22 protein-coding genes and 1 pseudogene are annotated in these 22058 nt (G+C 71.9%); 10 read left to right on the top strand and 13 right to left on the bottom strand.

The features are described 5' to 3' along the window. Both ACZ4Z2_RS11075 and ACZ4Z2_RS11070 read left to right on the top strand, forming a co-directional pair. Positions 1-705 (top strand): annotated as a pseudogene (locus tag ACZ4Z2_RS11075) (DEAD/DEAH box helicase); the annotation flags it as partial. Positions 706-1077: 372 nt separating this feature from the next. Next, entirely contained in the window at positions 1078-1947 is an 870-nt protein-coding gene (locus ACZ4Z2_RS11070; RefSeq protein ID WP_468074576.1) for an alpha/beta fold hydrolase, read from the top strand. Between the two features lies 1 nt (position 1948). Here the strand turns inward: ACZ4Z2_RS11070 and ACZ4Z2_RS11065 are convergent, their stop codons facing one another. After that, positions 1949-2848, bottom strand: coding sequence for an NYN domain-containing protein (locus tag ACZ4Z2_RS11065; RefSeq protein WP_468074574.1), 900 nt, complete (start codon positions 2846-2848; stop codon positions 1949-1951). A 243-nt stretch (positions 2849-3091) separates the two neighbouring features. Here ACZ4Z2_RS11065 and ACZ4Z2_RS11060 point away from each other — a divergent pair, with 243 nt between their 5' ends. After that, positions 3092-3244: a hypothetical protein gene (locus ACZ4Z2_RS11060; RefSeq protein WP_468074572.1), complete on the top strand. Its 153-nt coding sequence runs from the start codon at positions 3092-3094 to the stop codon at positions 3242-3244. Between the two features lie 124 nt (positions 3245-3368). On the opposite strand, the gene ACZ4Z2_RS11055 is transcribed toward ACZ4Z2_RS11060, so the two are convergent. From ACZ4Z2_RS11055 to ACZ4Z2_RS11040, 4 genes are all read right to left on the bottom strand, one after another. Continuing rightward, entirely contained in the window at positions 3369-3974 is a 606-nt protein-coding gene (locus tag ACZ4Z2_RS11055; protein ID WP_468074570.1) for a MarC family protein, read from the bottom strand. 361 nt (positions 3975-4335) lie between these two features. Beyond that, positions 4336-5211, bottom strand: coding sequence for a PHP domain-containing protein (locus tag ACZ4Z2_RS11050; protein WP_468074568.1), 876 nt, complete (start codon positions 5209-5211; stop codon positions 4336-4338). A gap of 186 nt (positions 5212-5397) precedes the next feature. Beyond that, a complete protein-coding gene (locus ACZ4Z2_RS11045) occupies positions 5398-6039 on the bottom strand; it encodes a DUF6758 family protein (protein ID WP_468074566.1) in 642 nt (213 codons plus the stop codon). 263 nt (positions 6040-6302) lie between these two features. After that, a complete protein-coding gene (locus tag ACZ4Z2_RS11040; RefSeq protein WP_468074564.1) occupies positions 6303-6887 on the bottom strand; it encodes a suppressor of fused domain protein in 585 nt (194 codons plus the stop codon). A 570-nt stretch (positions 6888-7457) separates the two neighbouring features. Between ACZ4Z2_RS11040 and ACZ4Z2_RS11035 the strand changes: the two genes are divergently transcribed. After that, complete coding sequence (locus ACZ4Z2_RS11035; protein WP_468074562.1) at positions 7458-8582, top strand: magnesium and cobalt transport protein CorA; 1125 nt, start codon at positions 7458-7460, stop codon at positions 8580-8582. A 34-nt stretch (positions 8583-8616) separates the two neighbouring features. Next, complete coding sequence (locus ACZ4Z2_RS11030) at positions 8617-9162, top strand: hypothetical protein (RefSeq protein ID WP_468074560.1); 546 nt, start codon at positions 8617-8619, stop codon at positions 9160-9162. Between the two features lie 101 nt (positions 9163-9263). Here ACZ4Z2_RS11030 and ACZ4Z2_RS11025 read toward each other — a convergent pair whose 3' ends face one another. Further along, complete coding sequence (locus tag ACZ4Z2_RS11025; RefSeq protein ID WP_468074558.1) at positions 9264-9977, bottom strand: hypothetical protein; 714 nt, start codon at positions 9975-9977, stop codon at positions 9264-9266. A gap of 272 nt (positions 9978-10249) precedes the next feature. Between ACZ4Z2_RS11025 and ACZ4Z2_RS11020 the strand changes: the two genes are divergently transcribed. The 3 genes from ACZ4Z2_RS11020 to ACZ4Z2_RS11010 are packed head-to-tail and all read left to right on the top strand — an operon-like array spanning position 10250 to position 13398. Beyond that, entirely contained in the window at positions 10250-11548 is a 1299-nt protein-coding gene (locus tag ACZ4Z2_RS11020; protein ID WP_468074556.1) for a magnesium transporter MgtE N-terminal domain-containing protein, read from the top strand. Then, complete coding sequence (locus ACZ4Z2_RS11015; RefSeq protein WP_468074554.1) at positions 11538-12221, top strand: DUF1003 domain-containing protein; 684 nt, start codon at positions 11538-11540, stop codon at positions 12219-12221. The genes ACZ4Z2_RS11020 and ACZ4Z2_RS11015 overlap by 11 nt, the downstream gene beginning before the upstream one ends. Before the next feature lie 43 nt (positions 12222-12264). Continuing rightward, positions 12265-13398 carry an Mrp/NBP35 family ATP-binding protein gene (locus tag ACZ4Z2_RS11010; RefSeq protein WP_468074552.1) on the top strand — a complete coding sequence of 378 codons (1134 nt, stop codon included), beginning with the start codon at positions 12265-12267 and terminating at the stop codon, positions 13396-13398. A gap of 69 nt (positions 13399-13467) precedes the next feature. Here ACZ4Z2_RS11010 and ACZ4Z2_RS11005 read toward each other — a convergent pair whose 3' ends face one another. The 5 genes from ACZ4Z2_RS11005 to sigE all read right to left on the bottom strand — a co-directional run bounded on the left by ACZ4Z2_RS11005 (position 13468) and on the right by sigE (position 19615). Further along, a complete protein-coding gene (locus ACZ4Z2_RS11005) occupies positions 13468-14139 on the bottom strand; it encodes a hypothetical protein (protein WP_468074550.1) in 672 nt (223 codons plus the stop codon). A gap of 328 nt (positions 14140-14467) precedes the next feature. Then, the gene (locus tag ACZ4Z2_RS11000; RefSeq protein WP_468074548.1) at positions 14468-14920 is read right to left on the bottom strand and encodes a sec-independent translocase; all 453 of its coding nucleotides are present in this window, start codon (positions 14918-14920) and stop codon (positions 14468-14470) included. 213 nt (positions 14921-15133) lie between these two features. Then, a complete protein-coding gene (locus tag ACZ4Z2_RS10995) occupies positions 15134-17074 on the bottom strand; it encodes a S1C family serine protease (protein WP_468074701.1) in 1941 nt (646 codons plus the stop codon). Between the two features lie 607 nt (positions 17075-17681). After that, complete coding sequence (locus ACZ4Z2_RS10990; protein WP_468074546.1) at positions 17682-18902, bottom strand: anti-sigma factor family protein; 1221 nt, start codon at positions 18900-18902, stop codon at positions 17682-17684. Next, positions 18899-19615, bottom strand: coding sequence for an RNA polymerase sigma factor SigE (gene sigE / locus ACZ4Z2_RS10985; protein WP_468074699.1), 717 nt, complete (start codon positions 19613-19615; stop codon positions 18899-18901). Before sigE ends, ACZ4Z2_RS10990 begins: the two co-directional genes overlap by 4 nt. A 357-nt stretch (positions 19616-19972) precedes the next feature. On the opposite strand from sigE, the gene ACZ4Z2_RS10980 reads away from it, so the two are divergent. Further along, the gene (locus ACZ4Z2_RS10980) at positions 19973-20590 is read left to right on the top strand and encodes an O-methyltransferase (RefSeq protein WP_468074697.1); all 618 of its coding nucleotides are present in this window, start codon (positions 19973-19975) and stop codon (positions 20588-20590) included. A gap of 110 nt (positions 20591-20700) precedes the next feature. Here ACZ4Z2_RS10980 and ACZ4Z2_RS10975 read toward each other — a convergent pair whose 3' ends face one another. Continuing rightward, positions 20701-20868: a DUF3117 domain-containing protein gene (locus ACZ4Z2_RS10975; protein WP_003966491.1), complete on the bottom strand. Its 168-nt coding sequence runs from the start codon at positions 20866-20868 to the stop codon at positions 20701-20703. Positions 20869-21014: 146 nt separating this feature from the next. Continuing rightward, positions 21015-21248 carry a hypothetical protein gene (locus ACZ4Z2_RS10970; protein ID WP_468074544.1) on the bottom strand — a complete coding sequence of 78 codons (234 nt, stop codon included), beginning with the start codon at positions 21246-21248 and terminating at the stop codon, positions 21015-21017. On the opposite strand from ACZ4Z2_RS10970, the gene chcB reads away from it, so the two are divergent. Next, positions 21247-22038 (top strand): 2-cyclohexenylcarbonyl CoA isomerase, encoded by a 792-nt coding sequence (gene chcB / locus ACZ4Z2_RS10965; protein WP_468074542.1) that lies wholly within the window; start codon positions 21247-21249, stop codon positions 22036-22038. The two genes, ACZ4Z2_RS10970 and chcB, sit on opposite strands and share 2 nt — an antisense overlap. Positions 22039-22058: the final 20 nt, after the last annotated feature.

The raw sequence follows: 22058 nt of genomic DNA, 5'->3' as shown, positions 1-22058 counted from the left end.
CCCAAGACGCGCCGCCGGACGCGGAAGGCCGTGGAGGCCCCCGCGACCACCGAGGCGCCCACCGCCGAAGCCGCGCTCGACACGGCCGAAGGCACCACCGCCACCGAAGAGGCCACCAAGCCCCGCCGCCGGACCCGCAAGACCACCACGGCAGCCGAGGCCACCACCGAAGCGACGGCGACCACCGCCGAAGAGGCCGCCCCCAAGACCCGCCGCCGCACGCGGAAGGTCGCGGAGGCACCCGTCGACGCGCCGGAGACCGTAGCCGAGGAAGCGGCGGCGCCCAAGACGCGCCGCCGGACGCGGAAGGCCGTGGAGGCCCCCGCGACCACCGAGGCGCCCACCGCCGAAGCCGCGCTCGACACGGCCGAAGGCACCCCCGCCACCGAAGAGGCCACCAAGCCCCGCCGCCGGACCCGCAAGACCACCACGGCAGCCGAGGCCACCACCGAGGCAACGGCGACCACCGCCGAAGAGGCCGCCCCCAAGACCCGCCGCCGCACGCGGAAGGTCGCGGAGGCTCCGACCGAGGCGTCGGTTCCGGCCCAGCCGACGGAGGAGCAGGCCACGAAGCCGCGTCGCACGCGGAAGGCCGCGGCCGCCGTGGCTGTGGCTGAGGACGCGGGGGCGAGTGCCGGCGAGACGCCGGCACCGCGTCGGCGGGCACGGAAGACTGCGGCCGTCGTGGAGCCGACGGACAGCTGAGGCCGGTTGGCCGACCGAAGGCCCGGTCCCCCTTCCCGGGGGCCGGGCCTCCGGCGTTTCCCGAGACCGGCCGGGCACGGAGCGGAGGGGCGCGGGGCCTTGGCGCTCAACCCTCCTGACGGCGGCACCCCCACCCGGCACGGCCAGCCCAAGCCGCCCGCCACCAACGGCCAGGCACCAACGGCCAACCGCCAACCGCCAACCGCCAACCGCCAACCGCCAACCGCCAAGAGAGTCGCAAGGCCGCAGGCCGCACGTCACCGATCCACGCAGCCCAAGCCACACGCACCGAGCCGCCCGCCACCAACCGCCCCGAGCCGCCCGGCCCCCGTCAGGTGACTGGCAGGGCCGGTCTCCGGATACTCTCGCCCCATGAGCCGTCCTCCCACGTTCACCCCTCCGCCCGGTGCCCGCGCCCACCGGCTGCGCACCTCGCGCGGTGAGTTCGCCGTCATCGAGGCGGGCACCCCGGTGAAGGGCACCGTGCTGCTCGTGCCGGGGTTCACGGGGAGCAAGGAGGACTTCATCGCGCTGCACGAACCGCTGGCTGAGGCCGGCTACCGGTCCGTGGCCGTGGACGGACGGGGCCAGTACGAGAGCGAGGGGCCCAAGGACGACGAGTCGCCGTACGCCCAGGACGAGTTGGCGCGGGACGTGCTCGCCCAGGCGCGGGCCGTCGGCGACGGTGCCCCCCTGCACCTCCTCGGCCACTCCCTCGGCGGTCAGATCTCCCGCGCCGCCGTCCTGCTGGACGCCTCCCCCTTCGCCTCGCTCACTCTGATGGCCTCGGGCCCGGCCCAGATCTCGGAGAGCCAGCAGCAGCGGGTCAAGCTGTTGCGGGATGCCCTGGCCGCTATGGGGATGGAGCAGGTGTGGGACGCCATCCAGGCGATGGAACCGCCGGAGGAGACCGACGCCGGCGGCCTCGACGAGGGACTGGACGACAGCGCCGACCTACGCCGCCGCTGGCTCGCCCACAGCCCGGCCCAGCTCATCGCCACCGGCCGGCAGCTCTGCTCGGAACCCGACCGCGTCGCCGAACTGGCCGCCCTGGGCCTGCCCGCACACGTCCTGTCGGGCGAACGCGACGACACCTGGCCGATCCCGCTCCTCGACGACATGGCCGCACGCCTCCACGCGCACCGCACGGTGATTGCCGCCGCCGAGCACTCCCCCAACACGGACCAGCCGAAGGCCACGGCCGCCGCCCTGATCGGCTTCTGGGACCGGCTCACCGGCTGAGCTAGTACTGCGCCCTCAAGTGCTCCCAGAACCCGTCCCGCAGGGCCCGTCTCAGGTCCGCCTGGCCCCGTAGCGAGTACTGGAGCAGCCCCTCCGCCTCGACGAGGAGGTCCTGGTCGACCGAGCCGGGCAGGTACGGGTGGCCGTGCAGGAGTTCCTTGAGCGGCTCGCGGCCCCGGGACGCGAGCCATTTCGCGGCGATCTGGGCGCCGACGAAGCGGACGTCCTCACGGGTGGGCCGGCTCCCCGCGGTGGCCTCGTACGGGACGGCGGCCCGCCGGGAGACGTACGGCTTGAAGAAGTCGAGGTCGAAGGTCCGCTGGCTGTCGACCTCCCAGAGCAGCGGGTCGGCCTGGTTGCGGCCCTCCGGCGCCTCGATGCCCCACAGATGGACACGCGCCCCGTACCCCTGTGCGGCCTCGACCGCCGAGACCAGGTCCTCGTCGCCGCCGATGAGCGCCGCGTCGCTGATGGCGCGGTGCCGGGCGAGGGACTCCAGATCGGTGCGGATGAGGGAGTCGACGCCCTTCTGCTGGTTGTTCGCGTTCAGATTGCCCAGCCGCACCTTGACGTCCGGCAGCTCGGCGATGGACTGCTGCTCCACCGTGTGGATGCGGCGCCGCGCCCCGTCGTACCAGTAGACCCGGAGCAGCCGGCTGTCCGCGAAGATCGTGCGGGCCCGGTCGATCAGGGCGTCGATGAGACCTTCCGCATCGAGATCGAAGGACCGCCGGTCCTCCGTCCCGGCGACCAGTCGCCCGACGGCCGCGTACAGGTACCCGGCGTCGACGAAGATCGCATGGGTCGAGGGCGTCTTCGCCACCTCGGCGAGCATGCGCTGGAGCAGCTCGTTCGTACGGTCGATGCGGGCGCCGAGCGCCGTCAGGTCGTCGTCGTTCATATGCGTCCATTGTCCCGGCGGTCACGCTGCGAACACAACCGGTCCCGAACAGTCTTACAGCTTCCTGGTAGTGCACCCACATCGTCACTTACCAGCCAGTAATTAGGTTCTCGAAAAATTTCCTTAGCGTAGGGAATGTTTGTAACAGGCATACCGTTGACTCCTCATGGAACACGGGCACCGACGACCCGCGCACCACCAGTAGTTCTCCTCAGGGAGGACGACCAGACGAAGGGAGAAGCCATGCGCTTCGAAATCATGCGACTCGACGACGTCAACGGCACGCCCGTGGACAGCACCGTCGTGGACGCCGCCTCCGTCAACAGGATCGTGCAGCAGGCCGCCGCCATCGGGCAGCGCCTCTGGATCCGCCCCGCCGACGTGACCGCCTCGTAGTACCGGCCGACGTGACCGCCTCAGCCGAGGCGGATCCGTTCAGACTTCAGAGCCCCGTACGGGCCGCACCGATGTGCGCCGTACGGGGCTCTGCGTACGTCCGGGCCCACCGCGGGGCCGGCTGTCAGCTGCCCTGGATCACCTGGGTGACGCCGTTGATGATCTGCTGCACCGCGATCGCGGACAGCATCATCCCCGCGAGCCGGGTCACGAGCACCACACCGCCGTCCTTGATGACCCGGATGATCAGCAGCGAGTACCGCATCGTCAGCCACAGCACGACATGGATCGCCAGGATCGCGCCCCACACCGACACCTGGGCGGCCACACCGTCCGCCTTCTGCACCGCCAGGATCACCGACACGATCGCCCCGGGCCCGGCCAGCAGCGGCATACCGAGCGGCACCAGCGCGACGTTCACGTCCTTCGTCTGCTTGGGCTCGTCCGTCTTCCCGGTCAGCAGATCGAGTGCGATCAGCAGGAGCAGCAGTCCGCCCGCGATCATCAGCGCGGGCACGGAGACATGCAGGTAGTCGAGGATCTGGTGCCCCAGCAGGCCGAAGACGGCGATCACGCCACCGGCCACGCAGACGGCCTGCAACGCCATCCGCTTCTGCGTCCGGGCGGGGCGCCCGGCGGTGAGGCCGAGGAAGATCGGGGTGATCCCGGGGGGATCCATGATCACGAACAGGGTCAGGAAGAGGGAACCGAAGACGGCGAGATCGAACACAGGGGTGCCTTGCGAGAGTGTGCGGAAGAGCGGGAGAGGAGGGATCAGTGACGGGGGGAGGTCGGCCTGCTCGGCTTGGCGCCCCGGACGGTTCGGGGCCCCGACCATGACCGGCGCCCCGGGCGTTCCGGACCCCCGAGCGTCGCCGGCGTCAAGGGCATCGCCGGCGTTATGGATGTCCTGGGCGACAGCCCGCCACCGGGGCCGCGGGGCTCCGGCCGGCCGTGCCCGCGCAGCGCGAAGGCCAGGCGGCCGAAGGAGCGGGCACCATGACCATCAGGGGCCGCCGCGTACGCCACCGACCGGCGCAACCGGCCTCGACGACCGGCCACCACGAGCCTGACGGGGCGCGTCCGGCGCCCTACGACCGAGGTGCCGGCCGGCGTCCGCCCGTGCCCGGGACGGGGAACGCTCCGGTGGCGCGGCGCGTGATCTCCCCGTACACCTCGGGGTCGGTCGTGTACTCGCCGAGCGCGCAGGTCTTGCGGCTGCCGTGGTAGTCGGAGGAGCCGGTCGTGAGCAGCCCCAGTTCCTTCGCGAGGCCGCGCAGCCGCGCCCGGGTCGCCGGGTCGTGGTCCATGTGGTCGACCTCGATGCCATCGAGCCCGGCGGCGGCGAGGTCGGCGATCGCGGACTCGGGGACGGTGCGGCCGCGCTTGACGGCTGCGGGGTGCGCGAAGACCGCGACACCGCCGGCGCCCTTGATCAGCCGGATCGCCTCGAACGGGTCGGTCTCGTGCTTCTCGATGTAGACGCGGCCCCCGTCGCCGAGCCACTGGGGGGTGAACGCGTCGTTCACGGTCGGTACGGCGCCGAGTTCCACCAAGGCGGTGGCCACGTGGGGCCGGCCCACGGAACCGTCGCCGGCGATCCGCTGGACCTGCTCCCAGGTGACGGGCACGCCCAGCTCGTTCAGCTTGGCGACCATCCCGCGGGCGCGCGGCACCCGGTCGTCCCGGACCAGCTCGCGCTCGGCGAGCAGCCGGGGCTCGTCGGGGTCGAACAGGTAGGCCAGCATGTGCATGCTGACGCCGTCCAGGCGGCACGACAGCTCGGCGCCGGTGACGAGCGTGAGCCCCTCCGGCAGCGCGGCGATCGCCTCGGCGTATCCACGGGTGGTGTCGTGGTCGGTCAGCGCGACCACGTCCAGGCCCGCGGCGCCGGCCTTGCGGACCAGCTCGGCGGGGGTGTCCGTACCGTCGGAGGCCGTGGAGTGGCAGTGCAGATCGATACGCACGACTCGGACTCCAGGCGCGGACGGAACGGAAGCGGACGCTCAAGAATAGCGCCCTTTCGCGGCCCTCCGGTCACACCCGAAACGGGGTAGCGCCCCCTACAGCACCCCTACAGCACTCTCCGCCGGTGCCCTGCAGCACCCCTACAACACTCTCCGCCGTGCTCTCCGCCGCACCCTCCGCAAGCCCTACGGCTCCAGGATGCGCGGGGAGAGCGCGCCGCACGGCAGCAGCTCCACCTCGGCGCCCGCGTCCCGCAGGTCGGTGAGGACCAGTTCGTCGTACATCAGCAGGCCCGTCTGTTCGGGCCAGACGATCGCCCAGAGCCAGAGGCCGAGCGCCTCGCCGGCGAAGACCGCGCGGTCGTCGGGGGTGCCGGAGACATGCCAGAGGGGGGTGGGCCGTCCCGCGGCGAGCACCTTGGCCTGGGGCGGCTTCTCGACGCTGAGATACGGCCCGGGGTCGGGACCGTCGATGCCGGCGTAGCGCGCGCCGAGCCCCACGCCGAGTTCCTCGGCGATGAGTACCAGTTCACCCATCCCGCCGAGCGGCCCAGGTCCGGAGCAGGCGACGGCGGTGGCGCGCCCCCCGCTGCGGTCGTCCCCCGCGAAGGCCGCGCCGGTGAACAGCCAGCCGACGGGCAGGGGCCACGGCATCCACACCGGCACCTGGGCGCGGTGCACCACGACACTGAGGGCCTCGACGCTGGGCGGGATCACGGGCTGCAGCGGGTGCACCGTCCCGTGAACAGCGCACTGCCAGGAGTCGGCAAAGAGGCCGGGAGCCCTGACCCGGCCACCACACTTCGGGCAACTGGGTTCGCCCCTCATAGGGCCCAACGGTCCTCCCCGTGCTTCCTCGCGTCAAGGACGATCACCCGTCCGGCGTGTGCGCGTCACATTCCGCGCACGGACGCCGGACACCGGACAGCGGCCGGCCCTTCCCGGGACCGGAGAACCCGCCACCGGAATCAACTACCCGCACCACAGAGGGAAGCGGCGATTTTCGGCCACCTGCCGGGCGCCCGCCGGTCACCCGGGGCGTGCCGTCCGTCACACGGGGAAATGGCGGAGGGAGCCGTGGGGCGGCCGGCCTAGTCCAGGGAGACCGACGGGCGGACGGGGTCGCGGAGGTCCGTCCCCTGGGTGAGCCAGCGCTCCTGGAGGGCCTGGGCGCCGTGGACGCGCTTCCAGGCCGCCTCGTTGGGAGTCATCGGAAGGAGGGGGAGGAACCGTACGGGGTCGGCGGGGGCGTCCAGTTCGAGGTCCCCGACCAGGCCGCCGGACTCGGCGACGAGGACGGAGGTGAAGGGGGCGCCGGGCCACAGCGGCTCGCCCACGTCGAGGGAGGCGCCGGGCGCCACGACCACACCCTCCACCTGCGGTGACGCGGCGAGCACGGCGAGCGGGCGGAGCACCTTGTCGGTGTCGGCGATCCCGTGCCGTACGGACAGGACCAGTTCGGCGCGGGGGCCCTTGACGGGGTCGGCGAGCACCGCGGTGGGGTCGGCCAACGGCTGGGCGGACATGCCGAGCGTGGCGTAGCGGACGACGTCGCCGTCGGTGAAGCGGAGCACCTCGATACGGTCCGTGCCGAGGAAGGTGACCGCGGCGCGCGCGTCCGGTTCGCCCAGCGCGGTGCGCAAACGGGCCTCCACCAACGGAAGAACATCAGCCATGAGCCGAGCATAGAACTCGTCAGGAACCGGCAAACGGGCGCCTTGACACTTCAGTCGACTGTTAGTCTGGGGCGCCGGTCGGAACAGCACGCGGGCAGCACGCAGAAGCGTCGCTCTCAAGCCCTCTTGTCCCGGCCAGAGAAAACTGACTCCCCTACGGGGAACCCCGCATGGGGTATGGAACGTCCCTTACGAGGGACCGGCCGGAGGAGGTGGGGCTGCGATGGACCGAAGTCGACCGTGCAGTACCACCCGCTCTTCCGACCGCTGAGTCACGTAGCTCTCGCGTCAGCTCTCTGCTTGGCTGCCACCCTCACTCGCGTCATGCCGCTCGCCGGTCGTCGCGCAACGGAAGAGCACTTCTTTACCGCCTTGATCCCCTGACCGATCAGCCGTCGCCGATCAGACCTCATCGATCCGACGTCGCCGATCTGAATCAAGCGAAGCTGTCACCGCGACGGTGCGGTGCTCCCCGCTTTGTGGACGTGCCAAACATCGGAAGTCAAAACGTCCCCATTCCGGGTAGTTCCAACCGTCGTCGGCGGCCTTTCGTTGCGAAGGAGTCTGCCCATGTCGATGATCAACAACCTGCGCGCCGCGGTCCGCCCCTCCCGGCCGTCCCGGCTGTCGCTGCGCAAGGACGGGGCCGCGTACGACGCCACCCGCCCGGCGGAGGCGACCACGGCCGTCGTCGACTGCGCCGTCTACCGCGACGGCGCGCGCGTCACGTTCGAGCGCAACCTCGCCCCGCACGAGGCGATCCGTCAGGTGCGCCGGGACGGCGGGTTCGTGTGGATCGGCCTGCATGAGCCGTCCGAGGCCGAATTCGCCGGTATCGCCGCCGAGTTCGGGCTGCACCCGCTGGCCGTGGAGGACGCGGTGCACGCGCACCAGCGGCCGAAGCTGGAGCGCTACGACGACACCCTCTTCACCGTCTTCAAGACGATCCACTACGTCGAGCACGACGAACTCACCGCCACCAGTGAGGTGGTGGAGTCCGGCGAGGTCATGTGCTTCACCGGGCGGGACTTCTTCATCACCGTCCGGCACGGCGGCCAGGGCTCGCTGCGGGCGCTCCGTCACCGGCTGCAGGACGAGCCGGAGTTGCTCGCGAAGGGCCCCTCCGCCGTGCTGCACGCCATCGCCGACCATGTCGTCGACGGGTACGTGGCGGTCGCGGACGCGGTGCAGGACGACATCGACGAGGTGGAGACGGAGGTGTTCTCACCCGGACGCAAGGGGACGCCCCGGGGCACCGACGCCGGCCGCATCTACCAACTCAAGCGCGAGGTCATGGAGTTCAAGCGGGCGGTGCTGCCGCTGGTGCGGCCCATGCAGCTGCTGAGCGAGCGTCCGATGCGGCTGGTCGACCCGGACATCCAGAAGTACTTCCGTGATGTGGCCGACCACCTCGCCCGGGTGCAGGAGCAGGTCGTCGGCTTCGACGAGCTGCTCAACTCGATCCTCCAGGCGAACCTGGCACAGGCGTCCGTCGCCCAGAACGAGGACATGCGCAAGATCACCTCCTGGGCGGCGATCATCGCCGTGCCGACGATGGTGTGCGGGGTGTACGGCATGAACTTCGACTACATGCCCGAGACCCACTGGAAGTTCGGCTACCCGGTGGTCCTCGGCGTCACGGTGGCGCTCTGCCTGGGCATCCACCGCACGCTCAAGCGGAACGGATGGCTGTAGCCGCCCGGCACCGCCCAGGGCCTAGGCTGACGGCATGACGGAACAGCTGCTCGACCGGGCCCTCGTCGAGGAGGCCACGAAGAAGTCCGGGCTCATCTGGGTGCGTGGTGACGGGGTGCCGTCGCTCCACGTCCAGGGGCACGGAGTGCCGTCACGCGCGCTGTGGCACGTCTGGCACGAGGGCGCGGTGTGCCTGGTCGGCGACGGGCCGGGCGAGCAGCCGCTGCCGGGGCTCGTCGACGGCGGCTCCGCCGTGGTGACCGTGCGCAGCAAGGACAAGGGCGGACGGCTCGTGACCTGGGACGCGACGGTCGTGGAGCTGGCCCCCCGGTCGCCCGAGTGGGACGCGGCCGTGGCCGAGCTCAAGGGCAAGCGGCTCAACGCGCCCGACGGTGAGGCCATGCCGGAGCGGTGGGCGCGGGAGTGCCGGGTACTGCGCCTGGAGCCGACGGGGACGACGGCAGCGTTGCCCGACGGCGATCTGGCACGGATTCCGCTGCCGACGCCGGCGACCACGCGTCAGCCGGTGCCGGCCGGGTTGCCCCGGTTGCTTTTCAAGCGTCGGAAGAAGCAGGGCTGAAGGGCTTCGTGCGCCCACCGGGTGGGGGACGTGCGTCCGTCGGCGGCTTGAGGGTTCGTCGTAGCTGAGTTCCCCGCGCCCCTTCAGGGGGCGCTGCGCGGCTACGACGTCGGGAGTTGTTTGCCGTAGTCGACGACCGACTTCTTGTCCGGTTCCTCCAGGGGGAAGTTCTTGCCCCAGTCGGTGAGGAGGATGGTGCCCGCGTCGCCGGCGCGGACCAGGCGCAGGGGGTAGGGGGTGCCTTCGAGGGAGACGTCGAGGGTGCCGCCCGCGCCCTTGTCGCCGGTGATGCGGACGGTGCGGGTGCCGGACTGTTCGTGGTGGCCGTCGGTGGAGAGGGTGCCGTGCAGGGTGAGCAGGCTGGTGAGGAGGACGTCCTTGTCGGTGAAACCGCTGAAGCGCTGGTAGGCCGGGTCGCCGGTGGGGACCTTGACGTACATGCCGTCCAGCTTGTCCGCGGCGGCCTCGTCGGAGTCGTCGTTCTTGCCGCCGCCGTCCTCGTGGTCCCAGAACTCGGCGTCGGCCTTGAGGAAGAGGTGCTCGCCGACCTTCAGCAGCCGGAAGGTCGTGTCGCCCGACGTCACCGAGCCCGTGCCGCCGCCCTCCTTCAAGCGCATGTCCAGCTTGTAGGTCTTGCCGTTGCTGACGACCGACCCGGACAGCCGGACCGCGTCCGCCGCCGTGGCGGCCGCCTTCGTCCTGGTCTGGATCTTCTCCGGGGTCAGCCTGCCGACCCCGTTGGTGCCCTCGTTGGGATCCTCGCTGCACCCGGTGAGCCCCAGCCCGCTCGCCACGAGGGTGCAGACGGCGCTCACCAGTGCGGCCCTTCGGGTACGGGGAGTCGGAGTCACAGACGATGCACCTCTTCGTGGGGAGTCCAGGCCTACCGCAGAGTACCGGGGCTCGCGGGGTGCCACGGAGGCAGTCCGTCCGCACCGCTCACCAGGGCATATCCGATCGGGACGGGCTAGCCTGAAGCCCTCCTCGTCCGACAAATCCCGTATGACTCGCCTGATTATCGCCAAAGACCCACGCGGCTCGGAGAGCATGCGGATCTCGCACGGAACGCGCAGGAAAGGGGCGGCTGATGGCGGCGGTGGCGCCCCGGATCTTCGTCTCCCATCTCTCCGGGATCGCGGTCTTCGACCCGAACGGCGACCAGGTGGGCCGGGTCCGCGATCTCGTGGCCATCCTGCGGGTCGGCCGCAGACCCCCGCGGCTGCTCGGCCTGGTCGTCGAACTGCACACGCGGCGCCGGATCTTCCTGCCCATGACCCGGGTCACCGGGGTGGAGTCCGGCCAGGTCATCACCACCGGCGTCCTCAACGTGCGCCGCTTCGAGCAGCGACCCACCGAACGGCTCGTCATCGGGGAACTGCTGGACCGCCGTGTACGGCTCGTGGAGACGGGTGAGGAGGTCACCGTCCTCGACATCTCGGTGCAGCAGCTGCCGGCCCGCCGGGACTGGGAGATCGACCGGGTGTTCGTACGCAAGGGGAAGGGGGGCGCGTTCCGCCGGCACAAGGGCGAGACGCTGACCGTGGAGTGGTCGGCGGTCACCGGGTTCTCGCTGGAGGAGCACGGGCAGGGCGCGGAGAACCTCCTCGCGACCTTCGAACAGCTCCGCCCGGCCGACCTCGCCAATGTGCTGCACCACCTCTCCGCCAAGCGTCGGGCCGAGGTCGCCGCCGCCCTCGACGACGACCGTCTCGCCGACGTGCTGGAGGAGCTGCCGGAGGACGACCAGATCGAGATCCTCGGCAAGCTCAAGGAGGAGCGGGCCGCCGACGTCCTGGAGGCCATGGACCCGGACGACGCGGCCGACCTGCTGGCCGAGCTGCCGGAGGCGGAGCAGGAACGGCTGCTGACGCTGATGCAGCCGGACGAGGCGGCGGACGTGCGGCGGCTGATGGCGTACGAGGAGAAGACCGCCGGCGGGCTGATGACGACCGAGCCGATCGTGCTGCGCCCGGACGCCACCGTCGCCGACGCGCTGGCCCGGGTCCGCAACCCCGACCTGTCCCCGGCCCTCGCCGCCCAGGTGTACGTGTGCCGGCCGCCGGACGAGACGCCGACCGGCAAGTACCTCGGCACGGTCCACTTCCAGCGGCTGCTGCGCGACCCGCCCTACACCCTGGTCAGCTCGATCCTCGACGACGACCTCCAGCCGCTCGACCCGGACGCCGCGCTCCCCGAGGTGGCCGGGTTCTTCGCGACGTACGACATGGTCGCGGCGCCCGTGGTCGACGAGAGCGGCTCGCTGCTGGGCGCGGTGACCGTGGACGACGTCCTGGACCACATGCTGCCGGAGGACTGGCGGGAGACGGAGTTCCATCTGGACGACGACGATGACGACGATGTGGAGGGGGCCGCCCATGGTTCCTGAGCGTTCCGAGCGCCAGGGGCGTGACGGGCGGGACGGAGGGCGCGAGCGGGCACACACCGGGGCGGGGACGCGCGAGCGCACGCCGTCCTCCGGGGCGCCCCCGCGGGAGCGCATGCCCTCCGGGGCCACCGCGCGCCCACGGAACCGTCTCGACCAGCCCCTGCCGCGCAGAGCCCGGTTCCTGCCCGAATGGGACCCGGAGGCATTCGGACGGCTCTCGGAACGGATCGCACGGTTCCTCGGCACCGGGCGGTTCATCGTCTGGATGACCGTCGTGATCATCCTGTGGGTGGTGTGGAACGTCTCGGCGCCGCGGGACCTGCGCTTCGACAACTACCCCTTCATCTTCCTGACGCTGATGCTGTCCCTCCAGGCGTCCTACGCCGCCCCGCTGATCCTGCTGGCGCAGAACCGCCAGGACGACCGTGACCGGGTCAACCTCGAACAGGACCGCAAGCAGAACGAGCGGTCGATCGCCGACACCGAGTACCTGACCCGGGAGATCGCGGCCCTGCGGATCGGTCTCGGCGAGGTCGCCACCCGCGACTGGCTGCGCTCCGAGCTCCAGGACCTGGTCAGGGAGCTGCACGAGCGCGACGGCGACGGGCAGCGCGGGACCAGGACCGTATTCCCGCCGGAGCACCCCGGCGGGCGTGACATGGACGACCGCTGACGGGGCTCCCAGGGGCCCCGCGCGTCGCCGTACCATCGTCACTATGGCTACGGAAGACGCGGTGCGCGAGGCACTGTCGACGGTGAACGACCCCGAGATCAACCGACCCATCACCGAACTCGGGATGGTCAAGTCGGTGGAGATCGGTGCGGACGGAGCGGTCGCGGTCGCCGTGTACCTGACGGTCTCCGGCTGCCCCATGCGGGACACCATCACGCAGCGCGTGACGGAGGCGGTCGCCCGGGTCGAGGGCGTCACCCGTGTCGACGTCGAGCTGGACGTGATGAGCGACGAGCAGCGCCGTGAGCTGGCGTCCGCCCTGCGCGGCGGCCAGACCGAGCGCGAGGTGCCCTTCGCGAAGCCGGGCTCGCTCACGCGTGTGTACGCCGTGGCGTCCGGCAAGGGCGGCGTCGGCAAGTCCTCGGTGACGGTGAACCTGGCGGCGGCGATGGCCGCGGACGGTCTGAAGGTCGGCGTGGTCGACGCCGACATCTACGGCCACTCGGTGCCGCGCATGCTGGGCGCCGACGGCCGTCCCACCCAGGTCGAGAACATGATCATGCCGCCGTCCGCGAACGGTGTGAAGGTCATCTCGATCGGCATGTTCACCCCGGGCAACGCGCCCGTCGTCTGGCGCGGCCCGATGCTGCACCGCGCCCTCCAGCAGTTCCTCGCGGACGTCTACTGGGGCGACCTGGACGTCCTGCTCCTGGACCTCCCGCCGGGCACCGGGGACATCGCGATCTCGGTGGCACAGCTGGTCCCGAACGCGGAGATCCTCGTCGTCACGACCCCGCAGCAGGCGGCGGCCGAGGTCGCCGAGCGCGCCGGTTCCATCGCGGTCCAGACCCACCAGAAGATCGTCGGCGTGGTCGAGAACATGTCGGGCCTGCCCTGCCCGCACTGCGACGAGATGGTGGACGTCTTCGGCACCGGCGGCGGCCAGGTCGTCGCCGACGGCCTCACCCGCACCACCGGCACCACGGTGCCCGTTCTCGGCAGCATCCCGATCGACGTCCGTCTCCGCGAGGGCGGCGACGAGGGCAAGCCGGTCGTCCTCTCCGACCCGGACTCCCCCGCGGGCGCCGCCCTGCGAGCCATCGCCGGCAAGCTGGGCGGCCGTCAGCGGGGCCTGTCGGGCATGAGCCTGGGCATCACCCCGAGGAACAAGTTCTGACGGGGTACAGCACCCTTTGAAGGCACCGCGTGAAGGGCACCGCGACATCGACGCGGTGCCCTTCGTCCGTCACGCGTACTCCGCGATGTCCTTGATCATGGCGAAGCCGAGCCCGTACGCGCTCATCCCTCTCCCGTACGCCCCCACGTGCACCCCTTCCTGGGTGGAGCCGGCCAGCACCCAGCCGAACTCGGACTCCCGGTAGTGGAAGGGCGTGGGGACGCCGTCCACCGGCAGGGACAGCGTCGACCAGTCGGGCCCGTCGAGGTCGTCCGCGAGGACCCACGCCGTCTCGGTCTGCTGGTCCAGCCAGTCGTCCCTCAGGGTGTGGTCGAGCTGCCCGGGCCAGGTGAAGGACAGCAGCCCCACACCGGCCAGCCAGGCGGCGGAGGAGACCGACGTGGCCTCCAGGACGCCCGTGCCGTCGGCGCTGCGCCGTACGTCGTTGGCGGCGACGGTCACCACGACCGCGAACCGCTCCTTGGGCTCGTCCTCCGTGACCGCGGTGAACTCGTTGCGGACCGAGGGCTCGTCGCCGTGTCCGACGGAACCGTGCTCGACGGCGCCTTCCGCCGAGGTACCGACCTGCATCAGCCAGCGCGGCCCCGTGAAGGCCTCATCGAGGCCGTACCAAGGGAAGGGCGCCAGCAGGTAGCCGTCGACCGTGCGTCGGGCGGAGGGGACCTGTTGTCCGCCCTCCGCGGCCGACGCCTGCGCGCCTACCCGACTCGTCGTCTCCATGTGCCCGGACGCCTCCTCGCTCTCGACGGACCGGAGCGGCCCGCCCCCCCTCTCGGGCGTCGCGCTCGCTTTCCTTACGGTCCGCACAACAACTGGGCAGCATAGCCACCGCGCTCCGAGCAGCAGGGAAAGCGCCCGGCGCGTAGGACGGCGTACGGGCGGCTTCAGGCCGTACGAGGGGGTGCGGCGGTATGAATCGCATCACGTACGGGGGCGTGGCAGCACGCGGATGTACGGCATCGGAGTGCAGGCGGGAGTCCCTGCCGGTGACCGCGGGGCGCGCGGCGACCGCTGGGCGCGCGGCTGGGGCGGCGATCGTGCGGACGGGTCAGGTGGCGTCCAGGTCGTACGGCGGGCGCTCTTCCAGCTCGAGCTTCTCGCGCTTCTTGGTCATGTCGACGGATCCGCCGGGGGCACCGCCGGTCCCGGACACGGACCCGGAGGAGGACGTCTCGGACTCACGGCCGTGGACGGCGTCCGTCAGCTCGGCCATCTCCTTCTTGAGGTCGAAGCCGTTGCGGATCTCCTTCAGCCCCAGGTCGTCGTTCTCCAGCTGCTTGCGGATGAACGTCTTGGGGTTGAGGTCCTCGAAGTCGAAGTCCTTGAACTCGGGACCGAGTTCGTTGCGGATGTCCTGCTTGGCGCTGTCCGAGAACTCCCGGATCTTGCGGATGGTCCGCGTGACGTCCTGGATCACCTTCGGGAGCTTGTCCGGTCCGAAGACGAGCACGGCGAGGACGACGAGCGTCACCACCTCGAGCGCACCTATGTCATTGAACACCTGAAGCTCCTTGCGATGTCCTCGGTCCCGATCCGCGGGCCTCGGCAGGTCTTCCGTGGTCCGGGCCGGTCCCACGGTACCCGGCGATCCTGCCGAACCGGTACCTTCCGTCGCCCCGGACCATGGTCGGGCCACGGGTTTTCCCAGCTGTTTGCCTGACAGGAGGGGGGTACGGCTCCCCCTCCTGTGACGTTGCCGTCATCCGCGGCGGTGTCAGCCCCCGTCGGAGGAGCCCAGGGTCAGGGTGACCGTCTGCTCCCTGCCGTCCCGCTGGAGGGTGAGTTCGAGCCGGTCACCGGGGCGGTGGGCGCGCACCTTGACGATCAGTTCGTCGCCGGAGTGGACGCGCTGGCCGTCGACCTCGGTGATGACGTCACCCGCGCGGATGCCGGCCCGGTCGGCGGGGCCGCCCTGCTTCACGGTGCCGTCGTCGTCGCCGACACGGGCGCCGTCACCCGAGTAGTCCATGTCGAGGGTCACGCCGATCACCGGGTGCGTCGCCTTGCCCGTGTTGATCAGTTCCTCGGCGACGCGCTTGCCCTGGTTGATCGGTATCGCGAAGCCGAGCCCGATCGAACCGGCCTGGCCGCCGTCCGACTCGGAGCCGCTCCCGGCGGACCGGATGGCGCTGTTGATGCCGATCACCCGGGCGTTGACGTCGACGAGCGGGCCGCCGGAGTTCCCGGGGTTTATCGGCGCGTCCGTCTGCAGCGCGTCGACGTACGACACGTCGCTGCGGTCGCCGCCCTCCCCGCCGGCCGTGATGGGGCGCTCCTTGGCGCTGATGATGCCGGAGGTGACGGTGTTGGCGAGGTCGAAGGGGGCGCCGATCGCCACGACCGGGTCGCCGACCCGCACGTCGTCGGAGTTGCCGAGCGGCAGCGGCTTGAGGCCGTCGACCCCCTTCACCTTGACGACGGCGAGGTCGTACCCGGTGTCCCGGCCGACCAGGCTGGCGTCGGCGGTCTCGCCGCCGCTGAAGGTGACCGTGATCTCGCCGTCCTCACCGGCGGGTTCCACCACGTGGTTGTTGGTGAGGATGTGGCCACGGCGGTCGAGCACGAAGCCCGTGCCGGTGCCCTGCGCGTTCGAGCCGCTCACGTGGAGTGTCACGACACCGGGCAGCGCGCTGGCGGCGATCCCGGCGACGCTGTCCGGGGCCCGGCCGGTCGTCCCGCCGCCGGCCTGCGGCAGCTCGACCTCGCCGACCCCGCCGTTGCGCTCCAGGTACGCGCCCACGGCCCCGCCGACGCCGCCGGACACGAGCGCGATCAGCACGGCCCCCAGCACGAGGGCTTTCACCGCGCGCTTCCGCCGCCGCGGCATGTCGTCCACGGCGGCCCCGTTCTGCTGCAACGACCCGGAGGCGGCCCAGGGGTCGTAGTTCCGCCAGGGCTCCGGGGACGGCTGGGGCGGAGCGGCGTCGGCGTAGGGCGGGGGCGCGGGCGCGTCGCCGCCGGGGCGGGACGCGTCCGGGTGGGGCTGCGGTCCCGGGTGGGGCTGCGGGCCCGCCTGCGCCGCGTTCCCGTGGGGCGAGGACGGGGGCGCCGCCGCCGACGCACCGTGCGTGCCGTTGGCCGAGTGGGCCGTGGGCAGGACCTGGGTCGCGGCCTGGGCCGCCACCATGGCGGTCGCGCCCTGCGCCGGGGGCGCGGCCGGTGCCGGGGCTTCATGCACCGGGGGTGCGGCCAGTGCCGGGGCTTCATAGGCCGGGGGTGCGGCCGGTGCCGGGGCTTCATGGGCCGGGGGTGCGGCCGGGAGCGGCGCTTCGTGCGCCGTAAACCCGGCTGGGGCCGGCGCCTCGGGGGCCGTGGGTGCCAGCGGGGCCTCCGCACCGGGCGCCGGAGCCACCGCCGAAGGGGGCACACCGTGCCCCGGAGTTCCTGACGCCCCCGGTGCCCCCGGCAGGACCGTCGTGCCGTGCGCCGGGGTTGTCGCCGGGTGCTGCACCGGTGGCGCGAGCGCCCAAGGGCCGGGCTCGCCGTAGGGCGGGGTGCTGTAGGGATCGGGGTCGTGCAGCGGCTTGGGACGCCCTGCGGACGCTACGGGGCCCTCTGTCGGGCCGGGGGCGCCTGCTACGGGACCTCCTGTGGTGCCCGGGGCCCCTGCGGTGGGACCTCCTGTGATGCCCGGAGCCGCCGCCGGACCTCCCATGCCACCCGGAGCCCCCGCCGCCGGACCTCCCGTGGCGACCGGAGCCGCCGCCAAACCTCCCGTGGCGACCGGAGCCCCTGCCGCGGAACCCTCTGTCGCCCTCCTGGTCGGGTCGGCCTGTCTGCCCGGGCCCGGGGAAACCGGGCGCTCCAGCTCGAAGTCACCGCTGTCCGCCCCCTGCGTCGACCCGGCTCCCGGCTGTTCGTCCGGCCGGGCCGACTCCGCCGGGCGGGCCAGTTCGAAGTCGTCGTCGGGGGTGGGGCGGCCGGGGGCCGGGGTCGTCGTGGGTCGCTCCAACTCGAAATCGCCCCCCGCGCTCGCCCAGCCGTCCCTGTCGCGCACCGCGTCCGCGGGCACGCCGTCGGCCCCCGAAGGCCCGCTGTGGTCCCCCGTCGTCCCGGCCCCCGCGCCCTGCGCTCGGGGTCGGCTCCACCACTTCCCCTTCGCGGGCTTCCCCTCGTTCATGTTCTCCCCACACCTGGGGCCCGTCCCGAGGACCGGCCCGACGCCCACCGTTCGCCGAGTGCCGCCGGCCGGAACCGGCCTGAGCGGACACGGCCCACCTTGGATTCAACCAGGTTCGCGGGCCGGCGCGCAGAACTCGGGGTCAGCGGAGGGCAGGGGAGGTGGGAGTGGGAGACGAGGTGGTGTCGGGGGCCCTCAGCAGGCCCGGAGCGGCGACCTCGGGCGCCTGTGACCACGTGGTCAGGTGGAGCGGCGGGGCCGCGGTGAGCGGACGTATGAGCGGGGACATGACGGCCGCGTCCGCCAGGACGGGCGTGGTCAGCGGGTTCGCTGCCTGGCGCGGCTGACCGCCCGGCGCGGGGATCCCGGGCAGCAGGGGCGCGGAGACCTCCGTCGGCGCCACCGGCACCTCCGCGGCCCGCTGGCCCTGCCCGAGGAGGGGGCCCACGGTCCCTCGGCGACGCTGCGCCTCGGGGCTCGTGGCCGCCCCGGTGGTCTGGGTCCGCAGGGGCGTGACATTGCTGCCGGAGCCGGCGCCGCCGCGGGCGTCCACCGTCTCGGCCGGCACCCCGGTGCTCATGCCGCCCAGTGCGATCGCGGCCAGCGACACCGCGCCGGCCGCCACGAAGGCGAACCGCATGCCGCGTGAGGCCGAGCGCTCGGCCTCGTGCCTGCTCACGTCGTGGATCCGAAAGCCGCGGTCACCCGTGGCTCCGCGTTCTTTCGAGGCCGTGTCCTGCCGGCCCTCGCCGCTGTCGCCGTCGGCGGAGAGCCCGCCGCCTGCGCCGAGGAAGCCGCGGTCACCGGACGCGGATCCTCCGTCCAGCGCTCCTCGGTCGCCGAGGAAGCCCAGACCGCCGAGGAAACCCCGGTCACCGAGGAAACCCCGTCCGCCCGTCAGGCCACGGCCACCGAGCAGCCCACGGCCTTCCGAGGGCGAGAGGGCGCCGCTGTGCGGGCCCGAGGGGGCGTATCCGAAGGAGTCCCCGCCGGGGCCGAAGACGGCGAAGTCGGCGAAGTCCCTGGTGTCGGAGGAGTCGAGCGGGAGCCCGGGGCCGCCGGGCGTCCCCCGGAGTCTTCCTCCGAAGCCTCCGCCGTCCAGCGGGGAGCCGCCGTCGAGGTCGCCGCCCGCCGGGAGCATCTGGAGCCGGGCCAGAAAGCTCTCGGAGGGAGGCGGCGGGGCGGCCTCCGCGAAGACGTTCTTCAGACGGCGCTGTGCGTCCGCCTCCGCCTTGCACTTCGGACACGTGGCCAGATGTGCCAGGACGCGTTCGCGCGCCTCATGACCGAGCTCTCCGTCGACCAGGGCGGAGAGTCGGTCTCCCAGATGCTGCTCAGCGGGGGTGGGCCGGGATCCAGTCACGCGGTCGCGCCCCCTCCTCCCAGCGCGGGCACCCGCGGCACCGTGAAGCCGCGACGCTGCTCGGCCCGGGCCTCCGGGGAGCGGTGCGCGAGGGCCTTGCGGAGCTGGGAGCGGCCGCGGTGGATCCGGGAGCGGACGGTGCCGAGCTTGACGCCGAGGGTCGCGGCGATCTCCTCGTACGACAGTCCCTCGATGTCGCAGAGGACGACGGCGGCGCGGAACTCCGGCGCGAGCGTGTCGAGGGCCTGCTGCACGTCGGCGTCGAAGTGCGCGTCGTTGAAGATCTGCTGGGGGGTGGGCTCGCGGCTGGGCAGGCGCTCGGCCGCGTCCTCGCCGAGGGCGTCGAAGCGGATGCGCTGCTTGCGCCGGACCATGTCCAGGAAGAGGTTCGTGGTGATGCGGTGCAGCCAGCCCTCGAAGGTGCCCGGCGTATAGGTCGACAGGGAGCGGAAGACGCGGACGAAGACCTCCTGGGTGAGGTCCTCGGCGTCGTGCTGGTTGCCGGTCAGGCGGTAGGCGAGGCGGTAGACCCGGCCGCTGTGGGTGCTGACGATCTCCTCCCAGGTGGGCGGAGTCCACGCCTGCGCGTGCGCGTCCGTGGTGAAGGTCGCAGTCTGCGCTCCGGGTGCGGCGGCAGCGTCGGCGTGGGCGTGGTCAGCGGTGTCGTTCACGGATTTCGGCCTACCCGCCGATCCGAGGAAGCGCCGCAGCACTCCTCCCCGATCCACAGGCGCAGCCGCACCTCCCCTATCGGCTCTGGTGGTGTCCAGTGGAGCCCCTACCATAGCCACCTCGCCCGTTAGCTCCGGATAAGCGGTTTTACGAGAATTTGATGTGTGCCCATGTGACTCATACGGCTGATCCGGCCGATCCGGCTCATATGGCTTTGTCAGCACCTGCACCGGCGCCTGCTCGCCGTACCGATCCATCACTTGACCCCCGTCGCGGCCCCCGTCACTCACTCATCCCTTTAAACGACCGGTCCCATCAGCAGGTTCCCGGCGGCAACGGATACAGTCACGCCCAGGTGTCCGTGGGTACATAAGGAGAGGGTCATTACCGGCAACCGGCTGACGAGCTGGGCGTTCGCCGACGCCTTTGTCGCCGAGGACGACGCGCTGCGCTGGGCTCGTGACCGGGCTCGGGACGCAGGGCTGCGCTCGGTGTCGCCCGGCACAGGCGCCGCGTTGAGCATGCTCGCGGCCTCCGTGGACGCGAAGGCGGTCGCGGAGATCGGTACCGGGACCGGCGTCTCCGGCATCCACCTGCTGCACGGCATGCGACCGGACGGCGTGCTGACCACCGTCGATCCGGAGCCGGAGCACCAGCAGTTCGCCCGGCAGGCGTTCCGCGCGGCCGGCTTCGCCAGCAACCGGGCGCGCTTCATCCCGGGCCACGCCCTCGACGTGCTGCCCCGGCTCGCGGACTCCGGGTACGACCTCGTCTTCTGCGACGGTGACCGGCTGGAGAGCCTCGACTACCTCGCTGAATCGTTGCGCCTGCTCAGACCCGGCGGCCTGGTCGCCTTCGAGGGTGTCTTCGCCAACGGCCGCACCGTCGACTCGGGCCCCCAGCCCACCGAGGTCATACGTCTGCGGGAGCTGCTGCGCACGGTCCGCGAGAGCCCCGAGCTGGTGCCCTCCCTGCTCCCGGTGGGCGACGGGCTGCTCTGCGCGGTCAAGCGCTGAGGGCTTCCGCCCCGCCCCCGCCGTTCACCAGGTACGCCCGGTACAACAGTGCCCCGACACCACCGCGGGGCGGTGCCGGGGCACTGAGGAGTCATGGGTCGCTACGCGCGTCAGCCGACGACCTTCTTGAGGGCGTCGCCGAGGGCGTCGGCCTCGTCAGGGGTCAGCTCGACGACGAGCCGACCGCCGCCTTCGAGCGGAACGCGCATGACGATGCCCCGCCCCTCCTTGGTCACCTCGAGCGGGCCATCGCCCGTCCGCGGCTTCATGGCCGCCATGCTCGTTCCCCTTCCTGAAACCAGCTCATCGCCAAAGCCGACGGCCCTGGAGGGCAGGCGCGGGCCCACCTGGGGACACGCGACACCGGCATCGAACACATTGCTTCCAGGCCATTATCCCGCATCTCACGACCCGATGACCAACATCAGTAGGCATCGCTTGGGCAACGCGCGCGAGCAAAACCACCCAATTCGGCGATGTGGCTGCGATACTGCGCCACCGCACGGACCTCGGTCGCCGCTCCGCCGATCGTGATTCTTTGACGCAGGTCACACGTCCGGCCCGCGCCACCGTCGTTGATCTCCGACATGCTGTGCTGTGACGCAGGGCGTACCGACCAGTACGTCACCAGCCGCGACACCGGAGGGGTAACCGCCATGGCCGACACCGTGCTCTACGAGGTGCACGACGGACTCGCGACGATCACGCTGAACCGCCCCGAGGCGATGAACGCGCTGAACATCGCGACCAAGGTCGCGCTGCGGGAGGCCGTGGAGTCCGCCGCCGGGGACGACGCGGTACGGGCCGTGCTGCTGACCGCCGCCGGGGACCGGGCCTTCTGCGTGGGGCAGGACCTGAAGGAGCACATCGGGCTGCTCATCGAGGACTCGACGCAGGTCATGTCCACGGTCAGGGAGCACTACAACCCCATCGTGAAGGCCATCGCCGGCATGGCGAAGCCGGTGGTGGCGGGCGTGAACGGGGTCGCCGCCGGTGCCGGTCTGGGCTTCGCGCTGGCCGCGGACTACCGGGTCGTCGCCGACACGGCCGCGTTCAACACGTCCTTCGCCGGGGTCGCCCTCACCGCGGACTCCGGGGTCTCGTGGACCCTGCCACGCGTCATCGGGCCCGGCCGGGCCGCCGACCTGCTGCTCTTCCCGCGCAGCATCAAGGCCCAGGAGGCGTACGAGCTGGGGATCGCCAACCGGGTCGTCCCCGCGGCCTCCCTGCCGGAGGCGGCCGAGCAGGTGGCGCGGATGCTGGCCGAGGGGCCGACGGTGGCGTACGCGGCGATCAAGGAGGCCATGGCGTACGGCTTCTCGCACTCGCTGGCCCAGACGCTGGACAAGGAGGACGAGCTCCAGACCCGGGCGGGGGCGTCGGAGGACCACGCGATCGCCGTGCGGGCGTTCGTGGAGAAGGGGACGCCGAAGTACCTGGGCCGCTGAGACCCCGCCCGGGCGGCCGC

Source organism: Streptomyces sp. NPDC030183 (assembly GCF_055573455.1).
This window is presented reverse-complemented; position numbering and strand designations above follow the sequence as displayed.